The sequence below is a fragment of the Ornithinimicrobium sp. CNJ-824 genome (genome assembly GCF_001942405.1).
GTDB classification, from domain to species: domain Bacteria; phylum Actinomycetota; class Actinomycetes; order Actinomycetales; family Dermatophilaceae; genus Ornithinicoccus; species Ornithinicoccus kibberensis.
Genome location: NZ_MKKA01000005.1, coordinates 45,921 through 69,855 on the forward strand (window position 1 = coordinate 45,921; position 23,935 = coordinate 69,855).

Below are 23,935 nucleotides of genomic sequence, written 5' to 3' on the forward strand. Positions count from 1 at the left end.
CATGGGCCGCAATCTACCTATCGGACGGGGGGGAGGCCGCTACCCGATGAGGATCCCGGCGATGGCCGCGCTCATGAGGTTGGCCAGGGTGGCGGCGGCGATCGCCCGCAGGCCCAGGGTGGCGATCTCGCGCCGGCGGTGCTTGACCAGGCTGCCCAGCCCGCCGAGCAGGATGCCCAGGGAGCCGAGGTTGGCGAAGCCGGTCAGCGCGAACGTGATGATCGCGGCCGTCTTGGGGCTGAACTCCTCGATCGAGGGCGCGAAGTTGGAGAAGGCGACGAACTCGTTGACGATCACCTTCTGGCCCACGAAGCTGCCGGCGCCGGTCGCCTCGGCCCAGGGCACGCCGATGACCGTCATGAGCGGGGCGAAGACGTAGCCCAGGATCTGCTCGAAGGTCAGCTCGGGGTTGCCGAACCAGCCGCCGACCGTGCCGAGCATGAGGTTGACGAGGGCGATGAGCGAGATGAAGGCGAGCAGCATCGCGCCGATGTTGAGCGCCAGCTTGAGGCCGTCGGCCGCCCCGGAGGCGGCCGCGTCGATGACGTTGCGGTACTCCATGGAGTCGTCGAGGTCGTCGTCCTCGTCGGTCTCGTCCTGCTTTCGCCGGGTGTCCTCCGGGGCGACGGCCGTCGCGCCGCGGGTGGTGACGACGTCCCCGTCCCGGGACCTGATCCGGGGGCGGGCCTGCCGGCTGCCACCGGCCGCGGAGCCCGCGGGCGCGTCCTCCGGCGGCTCGTCCGGGTCCTCCGGCTCGAGCAGCTTGGCCATCATCAGCGCACCGGGGGCGGCCATGAACGAGGCGGCGATGAGGTACTCCAGCGGGGCGCCCAGCAGGGAATAGCCCACGAGCACCGAGCCCGCCACCGTGGACAGGCCCCCGACCATCACCGCGAACAGCCCCGAGCGGGTCAGCCCCTTGAGGTAGGGCCGGATGACGAGCGGCGCCTCGGTCTGCCCGACGAAGATGTTGGCTGCGGCGTTGACCGACTCGGCCTTGCGGGTGCCCAGCGCCTTGCCCAGGGCGGCGCCGAGCTTCTCCACGACGAACTGCAGGACCTTGTAGTGGTAGAGCACCGCGGTCAGCGAGGCGAAGAAGATGATGACCGGCAGCACCTGGAAGGCGAAGACGACGCCGGCGTCCTCGCCCTGGGGCAGCACCGGGCCGAAGAGGAAGCTGATGCCCGCGTTGGCCGAGTTGATCACCGCCTGCACGGCCTCGGTGACCGCCTGCAGCACGGCCCGTCCGGCCGACCAGTAGAGGACGAGCACCCCGAAGAGCGCCTGCAGCCCCAGCGCCGACAGGACCGTGCGCCACCGGACCGCCCGCCGGTTGGAGGAGAGCAGCAGGCCGAGCGCGACGAGGGCGGCCATGCCGCCGATACCCCAGAGGACGTCCATGCGGGGACGTTACCGGCTGCGGCGCCCCAAGCGTCGGGAGATCTCGTCGGCGGCGCGGCGCACGGCACCGGCCAGCGACTCCCGGAGCTCATCGGTCAGCTCCTCGGTCGGCACGGTCAGGGCGACGGCGGCGGCCGGGTGGCCGGTGTGGTCGGTCACCGGGGCCGCCACCGAGTCGAGGCCACGCGTCACGTAACCCTCCTCCACGGCATACCCCCTGGTCCGGGCCTGCGCCAGCAGCGGCCGCAGGGTCGAGGGGGAGGTCGGGCCGGCGTCCGTGCGCCGGACGAAGGCGTCGGTCCCGGGGAAGAGCGCGCGCACCTGGGCGGCGGGCAGCGCGGCGAGGATCGCCAGGCCGGTCGCGGTGAGCGAGGCGGGCAGCCGGACGCGACGTCGGAGACCAGCGACGGGCGGCCGGCGACCCGCTCCTCGACGACGTAGACCACGTCCCGCCCGTGCAGCACCCCCAGGTGCGCGTTGTGGCCGGTCGCGTCGGCCAGGCGGGTGAGCACCGGGCGCGCCAGGCGCTGCAGCGGCGCGTGCCGGGTGTAGGCCGACCCCAGCTCGAACGCGGCGACGCCCAGCCCGTAGCGCCGCTCCTCGGGCAGGTGCACGACGAAGCCGCGCTCCACGAGGGCGGCCAGCAGGTGGTAGGTGGAGGAGCGGGGCAGGCCGAGCTCCCGGGCGACCGCCGCCGCCGGCTGGGGGGTCGCGTGCCGGGCCAGGAAGGTCAGCACGTCGAGCGCGTGCCCGGCGGCGGGTGCGTTGGCCACCGCGCCAGTATGGCGTGGGCGCGGGGGTTGGGCGTGGGCGTGGGCGGTGGCGCAGGTGTTGCCTGCGGATGGCGGCGGCGGTCGCGGCGGGCCGTACGGTGGGCGCCATGGACGACGCCGAGATCAAGGCCTTCTGGGCCGACGCGCGGGTGCGCGGCGGCCTCAACCCTGCGGAGTCCTACATCGGCGCCACCGCCGCGGACATGCTGCCGCCGCCGGCGTGGTCGTTCGGCTCCACGCCGGAGGAGGCCGACCGGCTGCTGGCCCTGGTGCTCGAGGGGCGCAAGACCGCGACGGCCTCGGCGCTGTGGGAGTACGAGCCCGGTGCCCAGGGGGACGACGGGGGCGACACCCTGGTCCGCACCCAGGTCGACGTGGAGGTGCCCGAGCCGGGGTCCCTGTCGATCGTGCTGGACGGGGCCGGCCGGCCGCGCGCGCTGCTGCGGACGACCCACGTCGAGGTGGTCCGGTTCGGCGACGTCGACGAGGAGCACGCCCGGCACGAGGGGGAGGGGTCGCTGGAAGGGTGGCGGGCCGAGCACCGCCGGTTCTTCGAGGAGCACGCGCCCGCCGGCCAGCGGGTCGACGAGGACACGAGGGTCGTCCTCGAGCGGTTCGTCGTCGTGGTGCCGGCCCGCGCCCGCCGGGCGGCCCGGAGGGCCGGGCTGCTGTAGCCACGGGCCGCCTCCGTCGCCACGGCTGTCCTGGGGACGGCTCGAGGTGGTCGTGCGTCCCGTCTCGCATCCGAGACGCCGACCGTGCGTGGTCGCTGTCCTCCGTGCCGGTCGCACGGTGGAATGGGGCCATGAGCCGTCTACCCGCGCCCGACCTGCCCACCGAGGTCGTCGTCGACGTCGGTCCGCTGAGCCCCGAGGAGGTCGTGGCCGTCGCCCGCCACGGGGCGGGGGTCCGGCTGTCCGAGGCGGCGCTGGAGGGGATCGCCGCGACCCGCCGGATCATCGACGACCTGGCCGACGACGACGAGCCGCACTACGGCATCTCCACCGGGTTCGGCGCCCTGGCCACCACCAGCATCCCGCCGGAGAAGCGGGCCCGGCTGCAGCGCAGCCTCGTCCGCAGCCACGCCGCCGGCTCCGGCCCGGAGGTCGAGCGCGAGGTCGTCCGGGCCCTCATGCTGCTGCGCCTGTCCACCCTGGCGACCGGCCGCACCGGCGTCCGGGTGGAGACCGCGCAGGCCTACGCCGACCTGCTCAACGCGGGGATCACCCCGGTGGTCCACGAGTACGGCTCGCTCGGCTGCTCCGGCGACCTGGCCCCGCTGGCCCACTGCGCGCTCGCGGTCATGGGCGAGGGGATGGTGCGCGTCGGACGGCCGCGACCGGCCGACCGGGACCCCGACCGCTGGCCGCCGGACCACCTGGGGGAGCCGGTCCCGGCCGCGGAGGCGCTCACCGACGCCGGCCTGCGGCCCGTCGAGCTCGCCGAGAAGGAGGGCCTGGCGCTCATCAACGGCACCGACGGGATGCTGGGCATGCTCGTCCTGGGCCTGCACGACCTGGGCACGCTGCTGGCGACCGCCGACGTGGCCGCGGCGATGAGCGTGGAGGGCCAGCTCGGCACCGACGACGTCTTCGCCGAGGACCTCCAGGCGCTGCGGCCGCACCCCGGGCAGGGCGCCTCGGCCGCCAACCTGCGGGCGCTCATGGCCGGCAGCCGGATCCGGGAGAGCCACCGCACCGAGGCCTGCACCCGGGTGCAGGACGCCTACTCGCTGCGCTGCTCGCCCCAGGTCCACGGGTCGGCGCGGGACACCTGCGACCACGCCGCGCTGGTCGCTCCCGCGAGCTCGCCGCCGCCGTCGACAACCCGGTCGTCACGCTCGACGGCCGGGTGGAGTCCAACGGCAACTTCCACGGCGCCCCCGTCGCGCACGTGCTCGACTTCCTGGCGGTCGTCGTGGCGGACGTGGCCAGCATCAGCGAGCGCCGGACCGACCGCTTCCTCGACGTCGCCCGCAACCACGGGCTGCCGCCGTTCCTGGCCGACGACCCGGGCACCGACAGCGGGCACATGATCGCGCAGTACACCCAGGCCGCGATCGTCTCCGAGCTCAAGCGGCTGGCGACCCCGGCCAGCGTGGACTCCATCCCCTCCTCGGCCATGCAGGAGGACCACGTGAGCATGGGGTGGGGAGCCGCCCGCAAGCTGCGCCGCGCCGTCGACGGGCTGGCTCGCGTGCTGGCCGTCGAGGTGCTCACCGCGGCCCGCGCCCTGGACCTGCGCGCCCCGCTGACCCCCGCCCCGGCGACCGGTGCCGTCGTCGCGCTGCTGCGGGAGGCCGGGGTGGAGGGCCCGGGGCCGGACCGGCACCTCTCCCCGGAGATCCAGGCCGCCGTCGACCTGGTCCTGGACGGCCGGGTCCGCGCCGCCGCCGAGCAGCACACCGGCCCCCTGCGCTGAGGTCGGGGCCGTCCATCTCCGGCGCCCGGCGCTGAGCTCGGGGCACCCCCGTAGGACCCCAGCCACCATCGCTGAACCACAGGACGACCGATCGTGGTTGCCCTGACGACCACGATCGGTCGTCCTAGGGCCTGTCTCCCGAGCAGTCCCTTCACGGCGGACGGGCCCGGCATCGTCGCGGTGGCCCGGAAGCCCCCTCGGCCTGTGGACGACGACAGCCGCGGCCGGCGGGGGTACGCGAGCATCCCGGCATGGACCTGGACCGTGTGGCCCGTCGGCAGCAGGGAGTGGTGAGTCGTGCGCAGCGCTCGAGGCCGGTCTCCCGCCCGGCCAGGTCCGGTGGCGGCTGCAGCGTGGCCGTTGGCGGGCGATCCACCCCGGTGTCTACCTGACGAACAACGGCACCGTCGACTGGCCCTCCAGGGCGCGGGCCGCTCTGCTGCGCTGCGGCAGGGGCAGCGTCCTCATCCTCTCGGCCGCCTGCTACCTGTGGCGTCTGGAACGGACGCCACCGGCCGTGGTCACCGTGGGGGTGCCCACGGACAGGCATCCCGAACCCGCCGACGGCCTCGTCGTCGTGCGCCGTCGCCGGCTGGAGCCGGTCACCGTCGACGGACTGCCCGTGACCCGCCTCCCGGTGACCGTCCTGGACATGGCCGACCGGCCAGGGTGCTCAGTCGACGACGCGGTGGCGCTCGCGGCCCGGGCGTGCCAGGAACGGGCGGTCGACGCCGCGGCGTTGCGTCGCGAGCTCGACGGTCGACGACGGCACCAGCACCGGCGGGAGCTGCGGCTGGCGTTCGCCGAGGTGGGGAACGGCGCGGAGAGCCTGCCGGAGACGACCTTCGAGACCACGGTCCGACGGCCCCACGGACTGCCGGCCTTCGAGCGGCAGGTCGTCGAGGACGACGGATCGCGGACCGACCTGAAGAACCGCGAGTTCGGGACCAACGTCGAGATCGACGGGCGTCTGTGGCACGCGGGGGAACGGTTCCACCTGGATCGCCGACGTGACCGCCGCGCGGTCGGCAGGGGTGAGGTGACGCTCCGGGTCGCTCCCGTGGAGATGGTGACCTCGCCCTGCGAGGTGGCCCGCGACCTGGCGCTCGCGCTGCGGCACCGTGGCTGGGTCGGACCCCCTCGGCCGTGCGGGCCCGGTTGTGCGGTCGGTGCCCCCTGACACGGCGACCGTTCGTGGTCGTCATGGCAACCACGAACGGTCGTCTTGTGACCACGTCTGGGATGCGAGACGTATGCGGCGCGAGGAGGCTTGGCAGGGGACCGTCGCCGACGGTCTGATGGGACGGACGTCCTCGGACACCCGACCGCGACGCGCGGCCGGCCCCACGGCATACCGAAGTCGAAGGAGACCACCATGGAAGGTGCCCGTCCCGTCCGCGCCCCCCGCGGCACCCAGCTCACCGCGCGCAGCTGGGCCACCGAGGCCCCCCTGCGGATGCTGATGAACAACCTCGACCCGGAGGTGGCCGAGCGGCCCGACGACCTCGTCGTCTACGGCGGCACCGGCCGGGCCGCGCGGGACTGGAGGAGCTTCGACGCGATGGTGCGGACGCTGACCGACCTGCGGCAGGACGAGACGATGCTCGTGCAGTCCGGCCGGCCGGTCGGCGTCTTCCAGACCCACGAGTGGGCGCCGCGGGTGCTCATCGCCAACTCCAACCTCGTGCCCGACTGGGCGAACTGGCCGGAGTTCCGCCGGCTGGAGCACCTCGGCCTGACGATGTACGGGCAGATGACCGCCGGGTCGTGGATCTACATCGGCACCCAGGGCATCCTGCAGGGCACCTACGAGACCTTCGCCGCGGTCGCCGCCAAGCGGTTCGGCGGCACCCTCGCCGGGACCCTGACTCTGACCGGCGGCTGCGGGGGCATGGGCGGGGCCCAGCCGCTGGCCGTCACGCTCAACGGCGGCACCTGCCTCATCGTCGACGTGGACGAGGCCCGGCTGCGGCGCCGGGTGCGCAGCCGCTACCTCGACGAGGTCGCCGACAGCCTGGACGCGGCCGTCGAGCGCGTCCTCCGGGCCAAGGCCGACAAGGAGGCCGTGTCCGTGGGGGTCGTCGGCAACGCGGCCGAGGTCTTCCCCGAGCTGCTGCGCCGCGGCGTCGAGATCGACGTCGTCACCGACCAGACCTCGGCGCACGACCCCCTGTCCTACCTGCCCGAGGGCATCGACCTGGGCGACTGGCACGACTACGCCGAGAAGAAGCCGGAGGAGTTCACCGACCGGGCCCAGGCCTCGATGGCCCACCACGTCGAGGCGATGGTCGGCTTTCTGGACGCCGGGGCCGAGGTCTTCGACTACGGCAACTCCATCCGCGACGAGGCCCGGCAGGGCGGCTTCGAGCGGGCCTTCGACTTCCCCGGCTTCGTGCCGGCCTACATCCGGCCGTTGTTCTGCGAGGGCAAGGGCCCCTTCCGCTGGGCCGCGCTGTCCGGCGACGAGAAGGACGTCTACGCCACCGACCAGGCCGTGCTGGACCTCTTCCCCGACAACGACCACCTGCACCGGTGGATCCGCGGGGCGCGCGAGCGGGTCGCCTTCGAGGGCCTGCCGGCGCGGATCTGCTGGCTGGGCTACGGCGAGCGGGACAAGGCCGGCGTCCGGTTCAACGAGATGGTCGCCTCCGGCGAGGTGTCCGCACCGATCGTCATCGGCCGCGACCACCTCGACGCCGGGTCGGTGGCCAGCCCCTACCGCGAGACCGAGGCGATGGCCGACGGCTCCGACGCGATCGCCGACTGGCCGCTGCTCAACGCCCTCGTCAACACCGCCTCCGGCGCGAGCTGGGTCTCCCTGCACCACGGCGGCGGCGTCGGCATCGGCCGCTCCATGCACGCCGGCCAGGTCTCCGTCGCCGACGGCACCGACCTGGCCCGGCAGAAGCTGGAGCGGGTGCTCACCAACGACCCCGGCATGGGCGTCATCCGCCACGTGGACGCGGGGTATGCCGAGGCTGAGCAGGTCGCGCAGGAGCGTGGCGTGCGGGTGCCGATGCGCGAGGGCGGTGACCGGTGAGCACCGCAGCAGCCCCAGGGGCAGGACCGGGACCGAACCCCTCCGGGGCAGCCGGTGGGGCGGCCGGGGGATCGGGCACGGTCGACCCGGACAGGGCACCCATGTGGAAGTTCTTCGTCCTCTCGGCGATCGGCATCCTCATGTTCTTCGTGCCGGTCACGATCGGGGAGCGATCCACCATCCCCCTGGACCACATCGTGTCCTGGCTGCGCACCAACGTCCCGGCCGTGCTGCCCTACTACGCGCTCGCCCTCATCGCGGCGGGCGCGGCATACCCCTTCCTCACCCGCACCTGGCGGCGCGACACGACCACGCTGGTGTTCTCCCTCGCCCGCGTGGTGGGACTGGTCGTGGGGGTCATGCTGGTCTTCGGCATCGGCCCGGCGTGGCTGTTCGCCGAGGGCATGGGGCCGTTCCTCCTCAACGCCCTGGTCATCCCGGTCGGGCTGCTCGTGCCGATCGGCGCGGTCTTCCTCGCGATGCTCGTGGGCTACGGCCTGATGGAGTTCATCGGGGTGCTCGTGCGGCCCTTCATGCGGCCGGTGTTCCGTACGCCCGGGCGGTCGGCCATCGACGCGGTCGCCAGCTTCGTCGGCTCCTACAGCCTGGCGCTGCTCATCACCAACCGGGTCTACCTGGAGGGTAAGTACCACCGCCGCGAGGCGATGATCATCGCGACCGGGTTCTCCACGGTGTCGGCGACCTTCATGATCGTCGTGGCCAACGCCCTGGACCTCATGGAGCACTGGACGCTCTACTTCTGGTCGACCCTGCTCATCACCTTCCTCGTCACGGCGGTCACCGTGCGGATCCCGCCGCTGTCCCGGGAGCCGGAGGACTACGCCCCCGGGGTCGACCCGCGGCCGGAGCAGGACCACACCGGCAACCGGTTCGCGGCCGCCTGGCGCGAGGCGCGCGCCACCGTGGCCGCCGACCCCGGGGTGGGCCGGACGATCCTGACCAACCTCAAGGACGGCTTCGTCATGGCGATGGCGATCCTGCCCTCGATCCTGTCGATCGGGCTGCTCGGGCTGGTGCTCGCGGAGTTCACCCCGGTCTTCGACTGGCTGGGCTACCTCTTCTACCCGATCACCTGGGCCCTGCAGATCCCCGAGCCGATGCTCGTGGCCAAGGCGGCCGCGCTCGGCGTCTCGGAGATGTTCCTGCCGGCGGCGCTGGTGACGGAGTCGGCGATGTCGGTGAAGTTCGTCGTGGCGGTGGTCAGCGTCAGCCAGATCATCTTCTTCTCGGCGATGGTGCCCAGCCTGGTCGGGACCCAGATCCCGGTGTCGATCCCGCGGCTGCTCGTCGTCTGGTTCCTACGGGTGGCGATCAGCCTCGTCCTGACGATCCCGTTGGCGCTGCTGCTCTTCTGAGCTGCAGGGGGGCGAGGTCTCGACCCTCAGCCTCCTGCGCCCCGTTCAGCACGAGCGTCAGGAGGAAGGCCCAGCCACCGGTGAGGCGGCGTCGACCCTCCTGGGCGCCGCGCGCGCCGAGCACGAGGTAGGCCGGGACCGCCAGGAGCACCAACGGGCTGAGCGCGAGCCAGAACCAGGCGAACCGCGTGGCGTGGCGAGGTTCCGGCCCCGCGGCCAGGACGAGCAGCCACAGCACGCCGACGACGGCGGGCAGCACGGCCACCGTGCCCGAGCTCATGCGCCACGGGCCCCACGACGTCCAGGCCCGGTCCGGGTCGCGTAGGTGACCTCCACGTCGGGGAAGTGGCGGGCCAGCTCGTCGGCGACGGGGCCGACCACGGCACCGCTGTGCGGGACGCCGGTGGCCTGTGCATCCAGCTCCGACTGCGAGCTGGCCTGCCGGACGGTGGCGGCCCGGGTCTCCCACCCCTGCTCCCACACCAGCCGGACCGTGGTGACCCCCTGGACCTGGTCGCCCGCACCGGGGAACTGCTCCAGGCCCCCCTCCACGCGGACGTGGGTGACGCTGCCGCTCTCCAGGCTCCGCTGCAGGTCCGCGTACGAGGCCTCCCGGGTGCCCGTCAGCACGAGGGCGACCACGGTCACGACGAAGGCGGCCAGCGTGAACCACCGGGCGACCGTCCACGCCGTGGACACCCGTGGCTCGGCGACGACGACGTCGTCGGTGGTGCCCGACACCGTGCTCATCCCCGGACCTTAGCGCCCCCGCCCGCCCCGCGGCATACCCTGACCGCGTGCCCGCCGTCCTGCTCCTCGTCCTCGCGACGTTGTTCTGGGCGGGCAACTACCTCGTGGCCGAACGGGCGGTCGAGACCCTGGACCCGGTCTCGCTGACCTGGTGGCGGTGGGCCCTCGCGTCGGTGCCGCTGCTGGTCCTCGCCCAGGTCGTGGACCGGCCCGACTGGCGCCGGCTGCTGTCCCGGTGGCGCATCCTGCTGCTGGCCGGCCTGCTGGGGGTCGGCGGCTACGCGCTGCTGCTCTACGCCGCGCTCGAGCGGACGAGCGCGATCAACGCCTCCATCGTCAACGCGCTCGCCCCGGCAGCGATCGTCGTGGCCGCCGTCCTCCTGGGCCAGGCCACCGCCGACTGGCGGGCGTGGACCGGGGTGGCGCTCGGGCTGCTCGGCGTCCTCCTCGTGCTCACCCGCGGCGACCTCGGACGCCTGGCCACGCTGTCCTTCAACAGCGGCGACGTGCTCATGCTCGGGGCGGTGGCGGTGTGGACGGCCTACACGCTCATCGGCCGTCGGCTGGGCCTGCCGGTGCTGGCTGCCACCGCCGTCCAGGTCGTGCTGACGACGATCGTGCTGACCCCGGTCGTGCTGCTCACCGGGTTCTCGGCGCCCCCGGACCGGGCCGCGTGGGGAGCTGTCCTGTTCATCGTCGTCTTCCCCTCGGTCGGCTCCTACCTGTGCTGGAACCTGGCGATCGGCCGCGTCCCCGCCGGCGTCGCGGGCACCTCGATGAACCTCGTCGCCGTGTTCACCGTCGCCATCGCCGCGCTCCTGGGTCAGCCGCCCACCGCCGTCCAGCTGATCGGGGGGGCGCTGGTCATCAGCGGGGTCGTGCTGGCCTCGCGCGGCGGACGGCGGGCTCGTCCGGTCGGGGCCCCTCGCCACGGCATACCCCCTGGGGTATCATCGTCCGCACCGACGGAAGGACCCCAGGCATGACCACCCCCACCCGCCCGAGCCCGCAGGACGACGCCGCCCTGGCGCGCATCCGGACGCTGACGCAGGCCCCGGCCGTCCCCGTCGTCGCGTCGCCGACCACGACGCTCGACCTGCTGCGCAACACCTGGGCCGGCCACCGACTCCCCTGGGCGGTCGGGATCGCCGCGGTCCTCTTCGGCTGGCTCACGCTCGTCGCGGCCCCGACGGCCGCCTGGGGGGTCGTGCTCGTCGTGAGCGTGGGAGCAGGGCTGGCGCTGGCGACCTACCTGCCCGGGCCCGGCCAGTCGTTCGGCGCGGCGTTCGGCGGGATGTGCGGGATCGCCGGGTTCTGCCTGCCGCTCTTCGGGGTCTCCCAGCTCGCCCAGGGGGCCGTCGGCACCGCCTCGGGGTATGCCGTCGCGGCCGTCGTCGTCGGCCTCGCCCAGCGGGTGCTCACCGCGGGATCCTGCGGGACCCCCTCGCGTTGAGGCCGGCGCACCACCTGGCGTGACCGGTCGTGGCCCCTCCAGGGGCCTGAAGTCGTCGCTCGGGCGCGAGGCCGGTCGACGTCCGCGGGGCCCAGCGGTCAGCCGGGGGTCCGGCCGACCGGCTCGGTGACGTCGGCGACCTGCGCCCTCAGGTGGATCAGGGCGGCCTCGGCCTTCACCGACACCGCCACGCCGTGGGCCCCGGCGCCCATCGACACGACGCGGTCCGGTTCCCCGGCCAGGGTGGCGTCCGCCACGACCGGCCAGGCGGTCGTGGAGCCGAACGGGGTGATGGTGCCCCGCTCGTAGCCGGTCGCGGCCCTGGCCCCCTCGCGTCCGGCATCGAGAGCCGGCTGACCCCCAGCAGGGCCCGCAGCTTGGGCCAGGAGATCTGCCGGTCGCCGGGCACCAGGACGAGCAGGTGGTCGTCCTCGCCCCGTCGGACCACCATCGTCTTGACGATGTCCTGCGGCCGCACGCCGCGCAGCGCCGCGGCCTCCTCCAGGCTGCCGACCCGGCCGTGCCGGGTGACCTCGTGCGCCAGCCCGCTCGCGGCCACCGCCTCCAGGGCCCGCTGCTCGCTCATGCCAGCAGGGTAGGTCCTGGGCCCGGCCCTCTATCGTGGGACGGGTGACGACGGTGGACGGATGGGGACAACCGGTCGGGGACGAGGTCGACTGGTCGGGGGCGCGAAGGCCCCGGGGCGAGGTCCTGCGTGGCCGGCACGTGCGGCTGGAGCCCCTGACCGAGCACCACGTCGACGGGCTGCTGGACCTGGGCGCCCACCCACGGCTGTGGACCTACCTGAGCATGGAACCCCCGGCGGACCGCTCGGAGGCGCTCCGGCTGGTCTCCCAGGACGACGGCGTGGCCTACGCCGTGGTCGACCCCGCCTCGGGCCGTTTTCTCGGCCGGGCCAGCTACCTGCGGGTGCAGCCGCAGGTCGGGAGCATCGAGGTGGGTGCGGTGATGTACCTCCCCGTTCTGCAGCGGACCCGTGGGGCCACCGAGGTCCAGCTCCTGCTCGCCCGGCACGCCTTCGAGGACCTCGGCTACCGCCGCTACGAGTGGAAGTGCGACAGCCTCAACGCGCCCTCCCGCCGGGCGGCCCTCCGGCTGGGCTTCGAGGAGGAGGGCACGTGGCGCCAGGCGATGGTGGTCAAGGGGCGCAACCGGGACACCACCTGGTTCGCGATCACCGACCGCGGATGGCCGCGGGTCCGGGCGGCCATGGAGGCCTGGCTGGACGACGCCAACCACGACGCGGCCGGACGCCAGCGCCGGACCCTCACCGAGGTGCGCGCCGGTCTCGTCGAGCCCCCGGGGTCGGACGGCCCGGGTCGTCCCGTCGAGCCGGGGTGAGCGGACCGTCCCGGATGCGAGACGGCATACCCCGCGTCCCCCTGCCGCGGGAGGTGACGGGCCTCCTACAGTCGACCCTGTGACCACCACGACCTTCGACGCCATGTGGGCCGAGCTCGAGCCGGTGGGGCGGGCGCCGTCGGGCGGCTACCGGCGCTTCGCCTGGTCCGCCGAGGACCTGACCCTGCGCGAGTGGTTCGCCGCCGAGTGCGCTCGCCGCGGCCTGGACCTCACCGTCGACCGCGTCGGCAACCAGTGGGCCTGGTGGTGGGACGGCCCCGGCACCGTCGACGACGCGGTGGCCGCCGGACGCCCCGGGGTCGCGATCGGCTCCCACCTGGACTCGGTGCCCGACGGCGGGGCCTTCGACGGGCCCCTCGGCGTGGTCTCGGCCCTGGCGACCGTCGACGCCCTGCGCGCGGCGGGCGTGATGCCCGACGTCCCCCTGGCGGTCGTCAACTTCGTCGACGAGGAGGGCGCCCGCTTCGGCATCGCCTGCGCCGGCTCCCGCGTCCTGACCGGCCAGCTGTCCCCCGAGCGGGCCCTCGGACTCACCGACGCCGACGGCACCACCTACGCCGAGGCCCTCCGCGCCGCGGGCCGCGACCCGGACGAGCTCGGGCCGGACGAGCAGACCCTGCGGCGGGTCGGCACGTTCGTCGAGCTGCACGTCGAGCAGGGGCGCGCGCTCGTCGACCTCGGCGCGCCGGTCGCCGTCGCCAGCGACATCTGGCCGCACGGGCGCTGGCGCTTCGACTTCCCCGGCGAGGCCAACCACGCCGGCACCACCCGCCTCGAGGACCGCCGTGACGCCATGCTCGGGTATGCCGACCTCGTCCTGGGGGCGCGCCACGTCGCCACCCAGCGCGGCTGCGTGGCCACGGTCGGCAAGGTGGCCGTCACCCCGGGCGGGGTCAACGCCATCCCCTCGCACGTCACCGGCTGGCTGGACGCGCGCGGCCCGGAGGAGGACCAGGTCCGGGCCCTCGTCGAGGAGCTGACCGGCCGCGCGGGCGAGCTGGGGGCCGAGGTGACGCGGGAGAGCTGGACGCCCACGACCCGGTTCGACACCGACCTCGCCGACCGGCTCCGGGGGGTGCTCCGCGGAGCAGTCGGCACGGACGTCCCGGTCTCGGTCCCCGTCCTGGGCACCGGGGCCGGCCACGACGCCGGCATCCTCGCGACGGCCGGGGTGCCCAGCGCCATGCTCTTCGTCCGCAACCCCACGGGCGTCTCGCACAGCCCGGCCGAGCACGCCGAGCGTGAGGACTGCCACGCCGGGGTCGAGGCGCTCACCGCCTGCGTCCGGGACCTGACCCGTGGCGGCCCGGACGGGGAGCCTGCCCCCGGGGTCGCGCGGCGCGCGGACGGCGACGCATGAGCACGACCTACGCGGCGGCATACGCCTCCCTGCCCGACGGCCCCGCCCACGACGTGCGCGTGACGGTCGAGGACGGCCGGTTCACCGCCGTCACCACCGGCACGCCCCCCGAGCCCGGCGACCACCGGCTGCCCGGCGTCGTGCTGCCCGGGCTGGCGAACGCGCACAGCCACGCCTTCCACCGGGCGCTGCGGGGGCGCACCCACGACCGCGGCGGCACCTTCTGGACGTGGCGGCAGCGGATGTATGCCGTGGCCGACCGCCTCGACCCGGACGGTTACCTGGCCCTGGCCCGGGCCGTCTACGCCGAGATGGCGCTCGCCGGGGTCAGCGCCGTGGGTGAGTTCCACTACCTGCACCACGGGACGGGCGGGCGGCGCTCGATGGACCCCAACGCCATGGGCCACGGCCTCGTCCAGGCCGCCGCCGACGCCGGCATCCGGCTGACCCTGCTCGACGCGTGCTACCTGGCCGGGGGGCTCTCGGGCGAGGGGTACGCACCGCTGGAGGGCACCCAGCTGCGGTTCGGCGACGGCGACGCGCAGACGTGGGCGCTGCGGGTGGCCGACCTGCGGGACGCCACCGATGGCGGGCCCGCCCACCTGCGGGTCGGCGGTGCGATCCACTCCGTCCGGGCCGTGCCCAGGGACCAGCTGTCGCTCGTCGCGGAGGCGGTGCGGACGAACTTCGGCGGCCGGCCGTTCGCCCACCGGGGAGGTGGCGGGGACACGGAGGCCCACGCGGGGCCGGGCAGGGGACGACCTCTGCACATCCACCTGTCCGAGCAGCCGGCCGAGAACCAGGCCTGTCTCGACGCGCACGGCCTGACGCCGACCGGGCTGCTGGCCGCGGAGGGCGTGCTCGGCCCCGACCTGACCGCCGTGCACGCCACCCACCTGACCGGCGAGGACATCGGCCTGCTCGGGGAGCACCGCGCCTGGGCCTGCTTCTGCCCCACGACCGAGCGCGACCTCGCCGACGGCATCGGGCCGGCCTGGGCGCTGCGCCGCTCCGGGGCCAGGCTGTCGCTGGGCTCCGACCAGCACGCCGTCGTCGACCTGCTCGAGGAGGCGCGGGCCCTGGAGATGCACGAGCGGCTGGACAGCCTCGAGCGGGGCCGGCTCACGCCGGGTCAGCTGCTCGCGGCGGCGACCGCGCACGAGAGCATCGGCTGGGCCGACGCCGGCCGGATCGAGGTGGGCGCCCGCGCCGACCTCGTCGCGGTCCGCGACGACACCGTGCGCACCGCCGGCTCCGACCCCGCCCAGATCCTGCTCGCCGCGACCGCGGCGGACGTGGACACGGTCGTCGTCGACGGCCGGGTCGTCGTCCAGGACGGGCGGCACCGGCTCGGCGACGTCGGGCACCTGCTCACCGAGGCCATCGACCCCCTCTGGAAGGACGTCTGATCGTGTCCATGCTCATCACCGGCATCGGCGAGCTCGTCACCAACGACGGGACGGTCGACGGCGCCGTCGACGACCCGCTGCACGCCGGGCTCGGCGTCATCCGCGACGCCGCCGTCGTCCTCAGCGGCGGCGGCGAGGACAGCGCGCCCACGGTCGAGTGGGTCGGGCCGGCCGATCAGGCACCGGCGGCCGACTGGTCGATCAGCCTCGAGGGCCGCGCCGTCGTGCCCGGCTTCGTCGACAGCCACAGCCACCTCGTCTTCGACGGCGACCGGTCCGCCGAGTTCGCCGCCCGCATGTCCGGGACGCCCTACGACGGGGGCGGCATCGCGGTCACCGTCGAGGCCACCCGGGCCGCCGACCGCCCCCGCCTGCGCGAGCTCCTGCAGCAGCGGGTCTCGGAGATGCGCTCGCAGGGCACGACGACGGTCGAGGTCAAGAGCGGCTACGGGCTGACGGTCAAGGACGAGGTCAAGGCCCTCCGGCTGGCCCGGGAGGTCACCCAGGAGGTGACCTTCCTGGGCGCCCACGTCGTCCCGCCCGAGGCGAGGGGGTCGGCCGCCGATCGCGCGGCATACCTGGACCTGGTCGTCGGGGAGATGCTCACCGCCTGCGCGCCCCACGCCCGGTGGATCGACGTCTTCTGCGAGCCCGCCAGCCCGCACGCCTTCGACGGGGAGGAGTCGCGCCGGGTGCTGGAGGCCGGGCGCGACGCGGGGCTGGAGCTGCGCGTGCACGGCAACCAGCTCGGCCACGGCCCCGGGGTGCAGCTGGCCGTCGAGCTGGGCGCCGCGAGCGTGGACCACTGCACCTACCTGACCGACGAGGACGTCGAGGCCCTCGCCGGCAGCGGCACCGTCGCGACCCTGCTGCCGGGCGTGGAGTTCTCGACCCGGCAGCCCTACCCCGACGCCCGTCGGCTGCTCGACGCCGGGGTGCAGGTCGCCATCGCCACCGACTGCAACCCGGGCACCTGCTACTCCTCCTCGATGCCGTTGATGATCGCGCTGGCCGTCCGGGAGATGGGGATGACGCCCGCCGAGGCGCTGCGCGCCGCCACCGTCACGGCCGCGAAGGCGTTGCGGCGCACCGACATCGGTCGGATCGCCGTGGGGCAGCGGGCCGACCTGGCGCTCGTCGACGCACCCAGCTGGCTGCACATCCCCTACCGCGTCGGGGTGCCGGTGGTGCGGGCGCTGGAGGTGTAGTGCCACCTCTGTGGCACAATCGTGGCATGGCCCGTGTGAGGATCAGCACGACCGTCGACCAGGACCTGCTTGCGCGGGCCCGGGCGCTGGCGCCCGGTTCCACGGACGCCTCCGTCGTGGAGGCTGCGCTCGAGTCGCTTCTCCGGTCTCACCGGGAGGCGGAGGTGGACGCCGCCTACGAGGCGGCGTTTGCCAGGACGCCCGTCCCGACGACGGACGAGTGGGGCGACCTGGAGACGTTCCTGGACGCGGCGTCCCGCACGTGATCACCGACCTGCCTGGACGGGGCGAGCTGTGGTGGGCCGATCTGGATGACCAGGGGAGCCGGCCGGTCGTCGTGCTCAGTCGGGATGCGGCTGTGCGGGGCCGTCGTCGGGCCATGGTGGCCGCCTGCAGCACGGTGCGCCGAGGCCTGCCCAGCGAGGTGGTTCTCGATCCGGCAGAGGGTGACCCTGTCGTCAGACCGAGCGTGGTGCAGCTCGACGCCGTGGTCGACGTCGACGTCCGCGTCCTCACCAGCCGGCTGGGGCGGCTCGGGAACCTCCGGATGCGCGAGGTGTGTCAGGCGCTCGCCACGGCGACAGGGTGCTGAGCCAGCACCACCTCACCGCCAGCCCAGCGCCGGCGCGACCTCCTCGACGACCGTCCGCAGCACGTGGGCGCAGTAGTCCACGCCCAGCTGGTTGGGCAGGGTGAGCAGCAGCGTGTCCGCCTCGGCGATCGCGGTGTCCTGCTCCAGCTGGCGCACCAGCTCGTCGGGCTCGGCGGCGTAGGTCCGCCCGAACGTCGCCCGGCCGCCCTCGAGCATCCCGACCTGGTCGGTGCTGCGCCGCTCCAGACCGAAGTAGGCGTGGTCCTCCTCCGACACCAGCGGGAAGATGCTGCGGGACACCGAGACCCGCGGCTCCCGGTCGTGCCCGGCCGCCTGCCACGCGTCGCGGAACCGCCGGATCTGGTCGGCCTGCAGCTCGTGGAAGGGCACGCCGCCGTCCTCGGTCAGCAGGGTCGAGCTCATCAGGTGCATCCCCTGCGCCGCGGCCCACTCGGCGGTCGCCCGGGTCCCGGCGCCCCACCAGACCCGCTCCCGCAGCCCCTCCGAGTGCGGCTCGATGCGCAGCAGGCCCGGCGGGTTGGGGAACATCGGGCGCGGGCTGGGCTCGGCGAAGCCCTCCCCGGAGAGCACCTCGAGGAACCGGGCGGTATGCCGTCGCGCCATGTCCGCGTCGGTCTCCCCCTCGCGCGGGTGGTGGTCGAACTGGCGGTAGCCTCGACGACCTGCTCGGGCGACCCGCGGCTGATGCCCAGCTGCAGCCGGCCCCCGGCGATGAGGTCGGCGGCGCCGGCGTCCTCGGCCATGTAGAGCGGGTTCTCGTAGCGCATGTCGATCACGCCGGTGCCGATCTCGATCCGTCCGGTCCGGGCCCCCACGGCGGCCAGCAGCGGGAACGGCGAGGCCAGCTGACGGGCGAAGTGGTGCACCCGGAAGTACGCCCCGTCGGCCCCCACCTCCTCGGCCGCGACCGCCAGGTCGATCGACTGCAGCAGCACGTCGGAGGCCGACTGCGTCGCCGACTGCGGGTGCGGGGTCCAGTGGCCGAAGGAGAGAAAGCCGATGCGCTTCATACCGGTGGTCAACGTCGGGGGTGGACTGGCATTCCGGCAGCCCTTCCTGTGACGGCCGTCCTCATACGAACCGCTGGGTCAGCACGCCCCGGCCGGGCGACCACTCCGCGGTCGCGAGCGCCCCGTTGACCATGGGCATCCGCGGCGCCACGTGCCCGCACTCGACGCCGCCGACCAGGGGCAGCCCGAGCGGTCCGAGGGCGTCGAGGACGGCCTCCCGCTGGGTGTAGCCGTCGGCGTCGGGTGCCGACGTCCGCCCCACGAGCACCCCGACCGCCCGGTCGAAGAACCCCGCCAGCCGCAGGCCGTGCAGGTGCCGACCGATCGTCAGCGCGTCCTCCCCGGCCGCCTCGAGGTAGACCAGCACGCCCTCGGGGGCGTGGCGGTCCGCCCAGGACCCGACGTCGAGGTAGCGCGTGCCCGTGAGGTTGGTCAGCGTCTCGACACAGCCGCCGAGGAGCCGACCGGTCAGCCGCACCGGCTCGTCGGAGTCCAGCCGCTCCCAGGTCCCCTGCGCGTCCAGGGGCAGCTCGACCGCACCGGGGTGCTCGGCGAAGTCCACGAGGACGGCGTCCTGGAACCGGCCCGGCGACCGCTGCTCGACCTCTGCCCCTGGGGCGGACGCGCACAGGCGCTGCCAGGTGACCAGCCCGTCGGGCTGCCGGAACGGCGTGTCCATGAGGTTGGCCCCGTGCACGCTGGCCCATCCCGTCAGCAAGGTCAGCGGCGTGATGACGGTGGAGATGTCCGAGTAGCCGACGACCCAGGTCGGCTCCGCCGCCGCGACGCGGTCCCAGTCGACGAGGTGCAGCAGGTCGACCGCCAGCTCGCCGCCCCACGGCGGCACGACGGCCCGCACCTCCGGGTCGCAGAGCATCGCCTCGAGCTCGGCCGCCCGGTCCGCCGCCGGGGCGGAGACCACCCCGGTGGCGTCCAGGCACCTGCCCAGGCGCACGGCATACCCCTCGTCCCGCAGGGAGCCGAGGGCCACCTCCAGGCGCGGTCGCAGCGCGGGGCCCACGCCGCTGCTCGGCGCGGTCACGCCGACGACGTCCCCGGGGCGCAGCGGGGCGGGATATCGGGTCACGACGTCCTCCTTGAGAGGATGGGGGCATGAGCTACGACATCCTCCTCTACCCCCGGCAGCCCGGCCAGACCTGGGAGCAGGTGGTCGAGGCCGACCAGCAGGACGGGCCCGAGGGCACCCAGGCCGACCTGGACGCGGGCGTGGCGACCTTCCGCCGGATCGAGGCCCGGCTGCGCGAGCAGCTCACCGAGCCGGTCGAGACGTGGGTGGCCGAGGAGGTCGGCGGCGACGTCTACGGGGAGCTCACCGGGCTCGAGAGCGGCCTGCAGGTCGAGCTCTACGACCGGTCGGCCTCGGTCGCCTTCCCCTACGGCGGCGACACCGGCCGCGACGACCTGCACGACCGGGCCCGCCACGCGGTCCGCATCGTCGGCGAGGAGACCGGCTACGAGGCCTACGACCCGCAGCGCGGGCGCACCTTCGACGGCCTCTTCGACGACGAGGCGGGGCACACCGAGGCCCGCCGGATCGCGGCGGAGGGGGGCTCCGGCGGGGCCGACCCCGACGACACGGGGTATGACGTCGCTCCCGCGGGCGCGACCGTCGCCGCCGGTGCGGGGTCGGCCGCGGACCCGGCCGCGGTGTCCGACGCCGACGGCACCACGGACGGCGAGGACGCCCCGGCCCGACCCGACCCCCGGCAGAACCCGCGGACGCTGCGGCGGCGGGGCTACCTCTACCTGGGCATCGGCGCCATCCTCACCGTGCTCGGTGTCTTCCGGATGACCTCCGGCGATGGCGGCCTGCTGACCTGGTTCATCCTCGGGATCGGCGTCATCGACCTGCTCGGCGGCCTGATGATGCTGTCGCTGGCCAAGCAGATGGAGCAGGGGGCCGACCTGCGGCTGCCGGGCATGCGCCTCGAACGACGAGGGCGGCCCCACCGGCTGAGCCACCTGTGGGATGGTCGGGGCATGGCACAACGACGTGTGACCCTGACCTTCCTGGGGGCGGCCGGGACGGTGACCGGCTCCAAGTACCTCCTGACGATCGGCCGCGGCGCCGCGGGCGACCCCGGGCGGAGGGTGCTCGTCGACGCCGGTGTCTTCCAGGGGGAGAAGCAGTGGCGGCTGCGCAACTGGGAGGAGTTCCCGGTCGACCCCGCCACCGTCAGCGACGTCGTGCTGACCCACGCGCACAACGACCACGTCGGCTACCTGCCCGCCCTCGTGCGGCAGGGTTTCGGCGGCACGGTCTGGGCGACCGAGGGCACCCGGCGCCTGGCGGAGATCGTCCTGCGGGACGCGGGCAAGCTGCAGGAGGAGGCCGCCGAGGACGCCCGGCGCGGCGGCTGGTCCAAGCACGAGGACCCCAAGCCGCTCTACGACGTGCACGACGTCGAGGAGACGCTGCCGCTGTTCCGCCGGTCGAGTTCGACGAGGACGTCGACCTCGGCGAGGGACTCGTCGCGCGATGGGTGCGGGCCGGACACATCCTGGGGTCGGCCAGCGTGCGCCTCGAGGTCGAGGGCACGAGCGTGGTCTTCTCCGGCGACCTCGGCCGGCACGACCACCCCCTCCTGAAGGCACGCGGCACCCCGCCCGCCGCCGACTACGTCGTGTGCGAGTCCACGTACGGCGACCGGGAGCACCCGGAGCCCGACGTCGAGCACCAGCCGATGGCCGAGGCCATCGGGCGCACCCTGGCCCGGGGCGGGCTCGTCGTCATCCCGGCCTTCGCCGTCGACCGCACGCAGCTGGTGCTCAAGGTGCTCGTCGACCTCATGCGGTCCGGTCGGATCCCCGAGGTGCCGGTGGTCGTCGACTCGCCGATGGCGCTGAAGGCCCTCGACGTCTACCGCGACGAGTCCCTCGGCGAGCTGCGCGAGGACGTCGACGTCGACGACTTCACCGGGATGCCCGAGCTGATCGAGGCCGCCACCTCCCAGGAGTCGAGGGCGCTGAACAAGCGATTCGACCCGATGATCATCGTCGCCTCCAGCGGGATGGTCGAGGGCGGCCGGGTGCTGCACCACCTGGTCCGGCTGCTGCCGGACGCGCGCAACACGGTGATCCTCACCGGCTACCAGGCGGCCGGGACCCGGGGGCGCAGCATCGAGGAGGGTGCCCGCTCGGTGAAGATCAACGGGCACTACATCCGCATCCGGGCCGAGGTCGTGCGGGACGAGGAGTTCTCCGTGCACGGGGACGCCTCGGACCTGCTCGACTGGCTGCGTGCCCTGGGGGAGGAGCCCGAGACGGTCTTCGTCACGCACGGCGAGAAGGACGTCGCCCACCACTTCGCCCGCCGGATCGCCGAGGAGCTGGACTGGAACGCCGTCGTCCCCCGCTACGGCGAGGTGGTCAGCCTCATCCCCGGCGCCGCCGACCCCGACGACCTGCCCCCGGACGTCGTCGACGGCTGAGGCCGAGGGCGAGGACGGCAGGTCGGGAGGCGCGGCACGAAGGTGCGGGCGCGCCTCATACCCCGGTCGCACCCGGCCCCGGGCGGACCGGGCCCGCGGTATGACGTGCCCGCCCCCGGTCCGGACCTACCCTGCTGGGGTGAGGGAGACGACGGAGGCGGCGCGGGAGCCTGGCAGGAGCTGCGGGACGTCGGCGGCCGGCTGCGGGTCCGGACCTGGTGGCCCGACCTGCTCGTCGTCGGGGGTCTGGTCATGTGGGTGCTCGTGTCCAGCGCCGTCGCGGGGTTCGGGTGGGTCGTGCTGGGCCTGCTCATGGTGCTGCCCCTGCTGTGGCGGCGCACCCACCCGCTGGCCTCGGCCCTGGGGGTCGCGGCCGCGTGCCTGCTGCAGGTGGTCCTCGTCGACGGGCCCCACCCGGCCAACGTCGCGGTGCTCGTCGCGGTCTACGCGGCGTCGGCCTACGGGACGCGGCGGGAGTCGCTGCTCGTGCTGGGCCTGGGCCTGGCCGGTGCGCTGGTCGCGGCGCTGGACTGGGCGGTCGAGTACAACCCGGCCGCGGGGGCGCGGTCCCTCGTGACCATCGGCTTCCAGGCGACGCTCATCGGGATGGTGGTCGCCGTGGCCTGGGTCCTGGGCGACGTCGTGCGGCGCCGGCAGGCGGTCATCGCCCGGCTGGAGCGGCAGCGGGCGGCGCTGGCCCGGGACCGGGAGCAGCGGGCCCGCCTGGCCGCCCAGTCGGAGCGGGCCTCGATCGCCCGCGAGATGCACGACGTCGTCGCGCACTCGCTGGCCGTGGTGGTGGTGCAGGCCGACGGGGCGCTCTACGCCGCGCGCCAGGCGCTCGCCGCGCCACCGGCGATCGGGCCCGACCGGGCGGCGCTCGAAAGAGCCGCCCAGACCCTCGAGACGCTGGCCGGCACGGCCCGGGAGTCGCTGTCCGACACCCGCCGGCTCGTCGGCGTGCTGCGCGAGGACGGGACGGCGCTCGAGCTCGAACCGACCCAGGGCCTGGACTCGCTCGACGAGCTGGTCCAGCGGGTGCGGGACTCCGGCGTGCGGGTCCACCTCGTGGTGCGGGGCGAGGTCGACGACCTGCCCCGCGAGGCCGACCTCGCGGCCTACCGCGTGGTCCAGGAGGGGCTGACCAACGTCATGAAGCACGCCGGGCCCGGGGCCACGGTCGACGTGGACCTGCTGCGCACGCCGGCGGTGCTGCTCGTGCGGGTGACCGACGACGGCGGTGACCTGCGGCCCGACGGCGACGGCACGGACCCCCGGGGACTGGTGGTCCCGGACGACGAGGGGACGGACGGCAACGGGCTGCGGGGGATGGCCGAGCGGGTGGAGGTGCTGGGCGGGACGGTCCACGCCGGGCCACGCCAGCGCGGGGGCTGGGAGGTGGTCGCCACGATCCCGACCGGGGGGCCGACCTCCGACGGCGGCGGCCACGGTCCCGGGCGGACCGGACAGGGCTGGTGGCGCGGATGACCGACCAGCACGTGGGGACCGGACCCGCCGGCCCGGGGGGCGGGCCGGTCCGGCTGTTCCTCGTCGACGACCAGGAGCTGGTCCGTGCCGGCTTCCGGATGGTGCTGGACGCCCAGCCGGACATGACCGTCGTGGGGGAGGCGGCCGACGGGCTGGCCGGGGTCGAGGGCGTGGCCGCGACCCGGCCGGACGTGGTGCTCATGGACGTCCGCATGCCGCGCATGGACGGGGTCGAGGCCACCCGCCGGATCCGCGAGGCGGTCGACGCCCCGAAGGTGCTGGTGCTGACCACCTTCGACCTGGACGAGTACGTCTTCGCGGCGCTGCGGGCCGGGGCCGCGGGCTTCCTGCTCAAGGACGCCGGGCCGGCCGAGCTGCTGGCGGCGATCCACGCGGTGCACGAGGGCGACGCCGCCATGGCGCCGTCGACGACGCGCCGGATGCTCGAGCGGTTCGTCCCCCAGCTGCCCGACGGGGACGTGGAGCGGGCCCGGGCGGCCGAGCGCCGGACCGCCCAGGCCCGGCTGGCCCCGCTCACCGACCGGGAGCGGGAGGTGCTGCGGGCCGTCGGCCGCGGACTGACCAACGGCGAGATCGCCGCCGAGCTGTTCCTGGCCGAGGCGACCGTCAAGACCCACATCGGCCGGATCCTGCACAAGCTGGACCTGCGCGACCGGGTGCAGATGGTCATCACCGCCTACGAGACAGGGCTGGCCGGCCGGGAGTGAGGGTCGCCCGGGGCGACATGGGGGGTGGGTCGCCGTCGTCGGCCGGACCGTCTCCGGAGGCTGGCCGGCC

Annotated in this window: 20 protein-coding genes and 4 pseudogenes; 17 read left to right on the top strand and 7 right to left on the bottom strand. The window is 74.6% G+C overall.

Features of this window, described 5'->3' with window-relative positions; all coding sequences use genetic code 11:
- Positions 1–39 precede the first annotated feature (39 nt).
- Positions 40–1,401, bottom strand: a complete 1,362-nt coding sequence (locus BJF81_RS02315) for a NupC/NupG family nucleoside CNT transporter (RefSeq protein WP_075956993.1) — start codon at positions 1,399–1,401, stop codon at positions 40–42.
- A 9-nt stretch (positions 1,402–1,410) separates the two neighbouring features.
- Positions 1,411–2,174 (bottom strand): annotated as a pseudogene (locus BJF81_RS02320) (IclR family transcriptional regulator).
- 107 nt (positions 2,175–2,281) lie between these two features.
- Here BJF81_RS02320 and BJF81_RS02325 point away from each other — a divergent pair.
- The 5 genes and pseudogenes from BJF81_RS02325 to BJF81_RS02345 all read left to right on the top strand — a co-directional run bounded on the left by BJF81_RS02325 (position 2,282) and on the right by BJF81_RS02345 (position 9,011).
- The gene (locus BJF81_RS02325) at positions 2,282–2,848 is read left to right on the top strand and encodes an ASCH domain-containing protein (protein ID WP_075957020.1); all 567 of its coding nucleotides are present in this window, start codon (positions 2,282–2,284) and stop codon (positions 2,846–2,848) included.
- Positions 2,849–2,979: 131 nt separating this feature from the next.
- Positions 2,980–4,595, top strand: a pseudogene (gene hutH / locus BJF81_RS02330) (histidine ammonia-lyase).
- A 517-nt stretch (positions 4,596–5,112) separates the two neighbouring features.
- Positions 5,113–5,775 (top strand): hypothetical protein, encoded by a 663-nt coding sequence (locus tag BJF81_RS02335; RefSeq protein WP_075956994.1) that lies wholly within the window; start codon positions 5,113–5,115, stop codon positions 5,773–5,775.
- A gap of 195 nt (positions 5,776–5,970) precedes the next feature.
- Entirely contained in the window at positions 5,971–7,635 is a 1,665-nt protein-coding gene (hutU, locus tag BJF81_RS02340) for a urocanate hydratase (protein WP_075956995.1), read from the top strand.
- A 101-nt stretch (positions 7,636–7,736) separates the two neighbouring features.
- On the top strand, positions 7,737–9,011 hold the full coding sequence (locus BJF81_RS02345; protein WP_075956996.1) for a YjiH family protein: 1,275 nt from the start codon (positions 7,737–7,739) through the stop codon (positions 9,009–9,011).
- Here the strand turns inward: BJF81_RS02345 and BJF81_RS02350 are convergent.
- Together BJF81_RS02350 and BJF81_RS02355 are read right to left on the bottom strand one after the other, a co-directional pair.
- Positions 8,968–9,291 carry a hypothetical protein gene (locus BJF81_RS02350; RefSeq protein ID WP_075956997.1) on the bottom strand — a complete coding sequence of 108 codons (324 nt, stop codon included), beginning with the start codon at positions 9,289–9,291 and terminating at the stop codon, positions 8,968–8,970. The two genes, BJF81_RS02345 and BJF81_RS02350, sit on opposite strands and share 44 nt — an antisense overlap.
- On the bottom strand, positions 9,288–9,761 hold the full coding sequence (locus tag BJF81_RS02355; RefSeq protein ID WP_075956998.1) for a hypothetical protein: 474 nt from the start codon (positions 9,759–9,761) through the stop codon (positions 9,288–9,290). The genes BJF81_RS02350 and BJF81_RS02355 overlap by 4 nt, the downstream gene beginning before the upstream one ends.
- Positions 9,762–9,808: 47 nt before the next feature.
- Here BJF81_RS02355 and BJF81_RS02360 point away from each other — a divergent pair, with 47 nt between their 5' ends.
- Positions 9,809–10,747 carry a DMT family transporter gene (locus BJF81_RS02360; protein ID WP_075956999.1) on the top strand — a complete coding sequence of 313 codons (939 nt, stop codon included), beginning with the start codon at positions 9,809–9,811 and terminating at the stop codon, positions 10,745–10,747.
- Complete coding sequence (locus BJF81_RS02365; RefSeq protein ID WP_075957000.1) at positions 10,744–11,214, top strand: hypothetical protein; 471 nt, start codon at positions 10,744–10,746, stop codon at positions 11,212–11,214. The genes BJF81_RS02360 and BJF81_RS02365 overlap by 4 nt, the downstream gene beginning before the upstream one ends.
- A gap of 98 nt (positions 11,215–11,312) precedes the next feature.
- On the opposite strand, the pseudogene BJF81_RS02370 reads toward BJF81_RS02365, so the two are convergent.
- A pseudogene (locus tag BJF81_RS02370) lies at positions 11,313–11,800 on the bottom strand (aminoacyl-tRNA deacylase).
- 44 nt (positions 11,801–11,844) lie between these two features.
- On the opposite strand from BJF81_RS02370, the gene BJF81_RS02375 reads away from it, so the two are divergent.
- The 6 genes from BJF81_RS02375 (at position 11,845) to BJF81_RS02400 (ending at position 17,166) form a co-directional block, all read left to right on the top strand.
- Positions 11,845–12,576: a GNAT family N-acetyltransferase gene (locus BJF81_RS02375; protein WP_075957001.1), complete on the top strand. Its 732-nt coding sequence runs from the start codon at positions 11,845–11,847 to the stop codon at positions 12,574–12,576.
- 79 nt (positions 12,577–12,655) lie between these two features.
- Positions 12,656–13,957, top strand: a complete 1,302-nt coding sequence (locus BJF81_RS02380) for an allantoate amidohydrolase (protein WP_083663931.1) — start codon at positions 12,656–12,658, stop codon at positions 13,955–13,957.
- Complete coding sequence (locus tag BJF81_RS02385; protein ID WP_075957002.1) at positions 13,954–15,366, top strand: formimidoylglutamate deiminase; 1,413 nt, start codon at positions 13,954–13,956, stop codon at positions 15,364–15,366. The genes BJF81_RS02380 and BJF81_RS02385 overlap by 4 nt, the downstream gene beginning before the upstream one ends.
- A 2-nt stretch (positions 15,367–15,368) precedes the next feature.
- Complete coding sequence (gene hutI, locus BJF81_RS02390; RefSeq protein WP_075957003.1) at positions 15,369–16,574, top strand: imidazolonepropionase; 1,206 nt, start codon at positions 15,369–15,371, stop codon at positions 16,572–16,574.
- A 26-nt stretch (positions 16,575–16,600) separates the two neighbouring features.
- Positions 16,601–16,840 carry a hypothetical protein gene (locus BJF81_RS02395; RefSeq protein ID WP_075957004.1) on the top strand — a complete coding sequence of 80 codons (240 nt, stop codon included), beginning with the start codon at positions 16,601–16,603 and terminating at the stop codon, positions 16,838–16,840.
- On the top strand, positions 16,837–17,166 hold the full coding sequence (locus BJF81_RS02400; RefSeq protein ID WP_237769968.1) for a type II toxin-antitoxin system PemK/MazF family toxin: 330 nt from the start codon (positions 16,837–16,839) through the stop codon (positions 17,164–17,166). The genes BJF81_RS02395 and BJF81_RS02400 overlap by 4 nt, the downstream gene beginning before the upstream one ends.
- Before the next feature lie 12 nt (positions 17,167–17,178).
- Here the strand turns inward: BJF81_RS02400 and BJF81_RS02405 are convergent.
- Both BJF81_RS02405 and BJF81_RS02410 read right to left on the bottom strand, forming a co-directional pair.
- Positions 17,179–18,197, bottom strand: a pseudogene (locus BJF81_RS02405) (LLM class flavin-dependent oxidoreductase).
- A 61-nt stretch (positions 18,198–18,258) separates the two neighbouring features.
- Positions 18,259–19,284, bottom strand: coding sequence for a S66 family peptidase (locus tag BJF81_RS02410; protein ID WP_075957005.1), 1,026 nt, complete (start codon positions 19,282–19,284; stop codon positions 18,259–18,261).
- Positions 19,285–19,310: 26 nt separating this feature from the next.
- Here BJF81_RS02410 and BJF81_RS18465 point away from each other — a divergent pair, with 26 nt between their 5' ends.
- Genes BJF81_RS18465 through BJF81_RS02425 form a run of 4 tightly spaced genes read left to right on the top strand, consistent with a single transcriptional unit; the run spans position 19,311 to position 23,865 of the window.
- On the top strand, positions 19,311–20,807 hold the full coding sequence (locus tag BJF81_RS18465) for an MBL fold metallo-hydrolase (RefSeq protein ID WP_202817401.1): 1,497 nt from the start codon (positions 19,311–19,313) through the stop codon (positions 20,805–20,807).
- A complete protein-coding gene (locus tag BJF81_RS18470; protein WP_202817402.1) occupies positions 20,735–21,649 on the top strand; it encodes an MBL fold metallo-hydrolase in 915 nt (304 codons plus the stop codon). The genes BJF81_RS18465 and BJF81_RS18470 overlap by 73 nt, the downstream gene beginning before the upstream one ends.
- A gap of 42 nt (positions 21,650–21,691) precedes the next feature.
- On the top strand, positions 21,692–23,137 hold the full coding sequence (locus tag BJF81_RS02420) for a sensor histidine kinase (RefSeq protein WP_143780627.1): 1,446 nt from the start codon (positions 21,692–21,694) through the stop codon (positions 23,135–23,137).
- On the top strand, positions 23,134–23,865 hold the full coding sequence (locus BJF81_RS02425) for a response regulator transcription factor (protein ID WP_075957022.1): 732 nt from the start codon (positions 23,134–23,136) through the stop codon (positions 23,863–23,865). Before BJF81_RS02420 ends, BJF81_RS02425 begins: the two co-directional genes overlap by 4 nt.
- Positions 23,866–23,935: the final 70 nt, after the last annotated feature.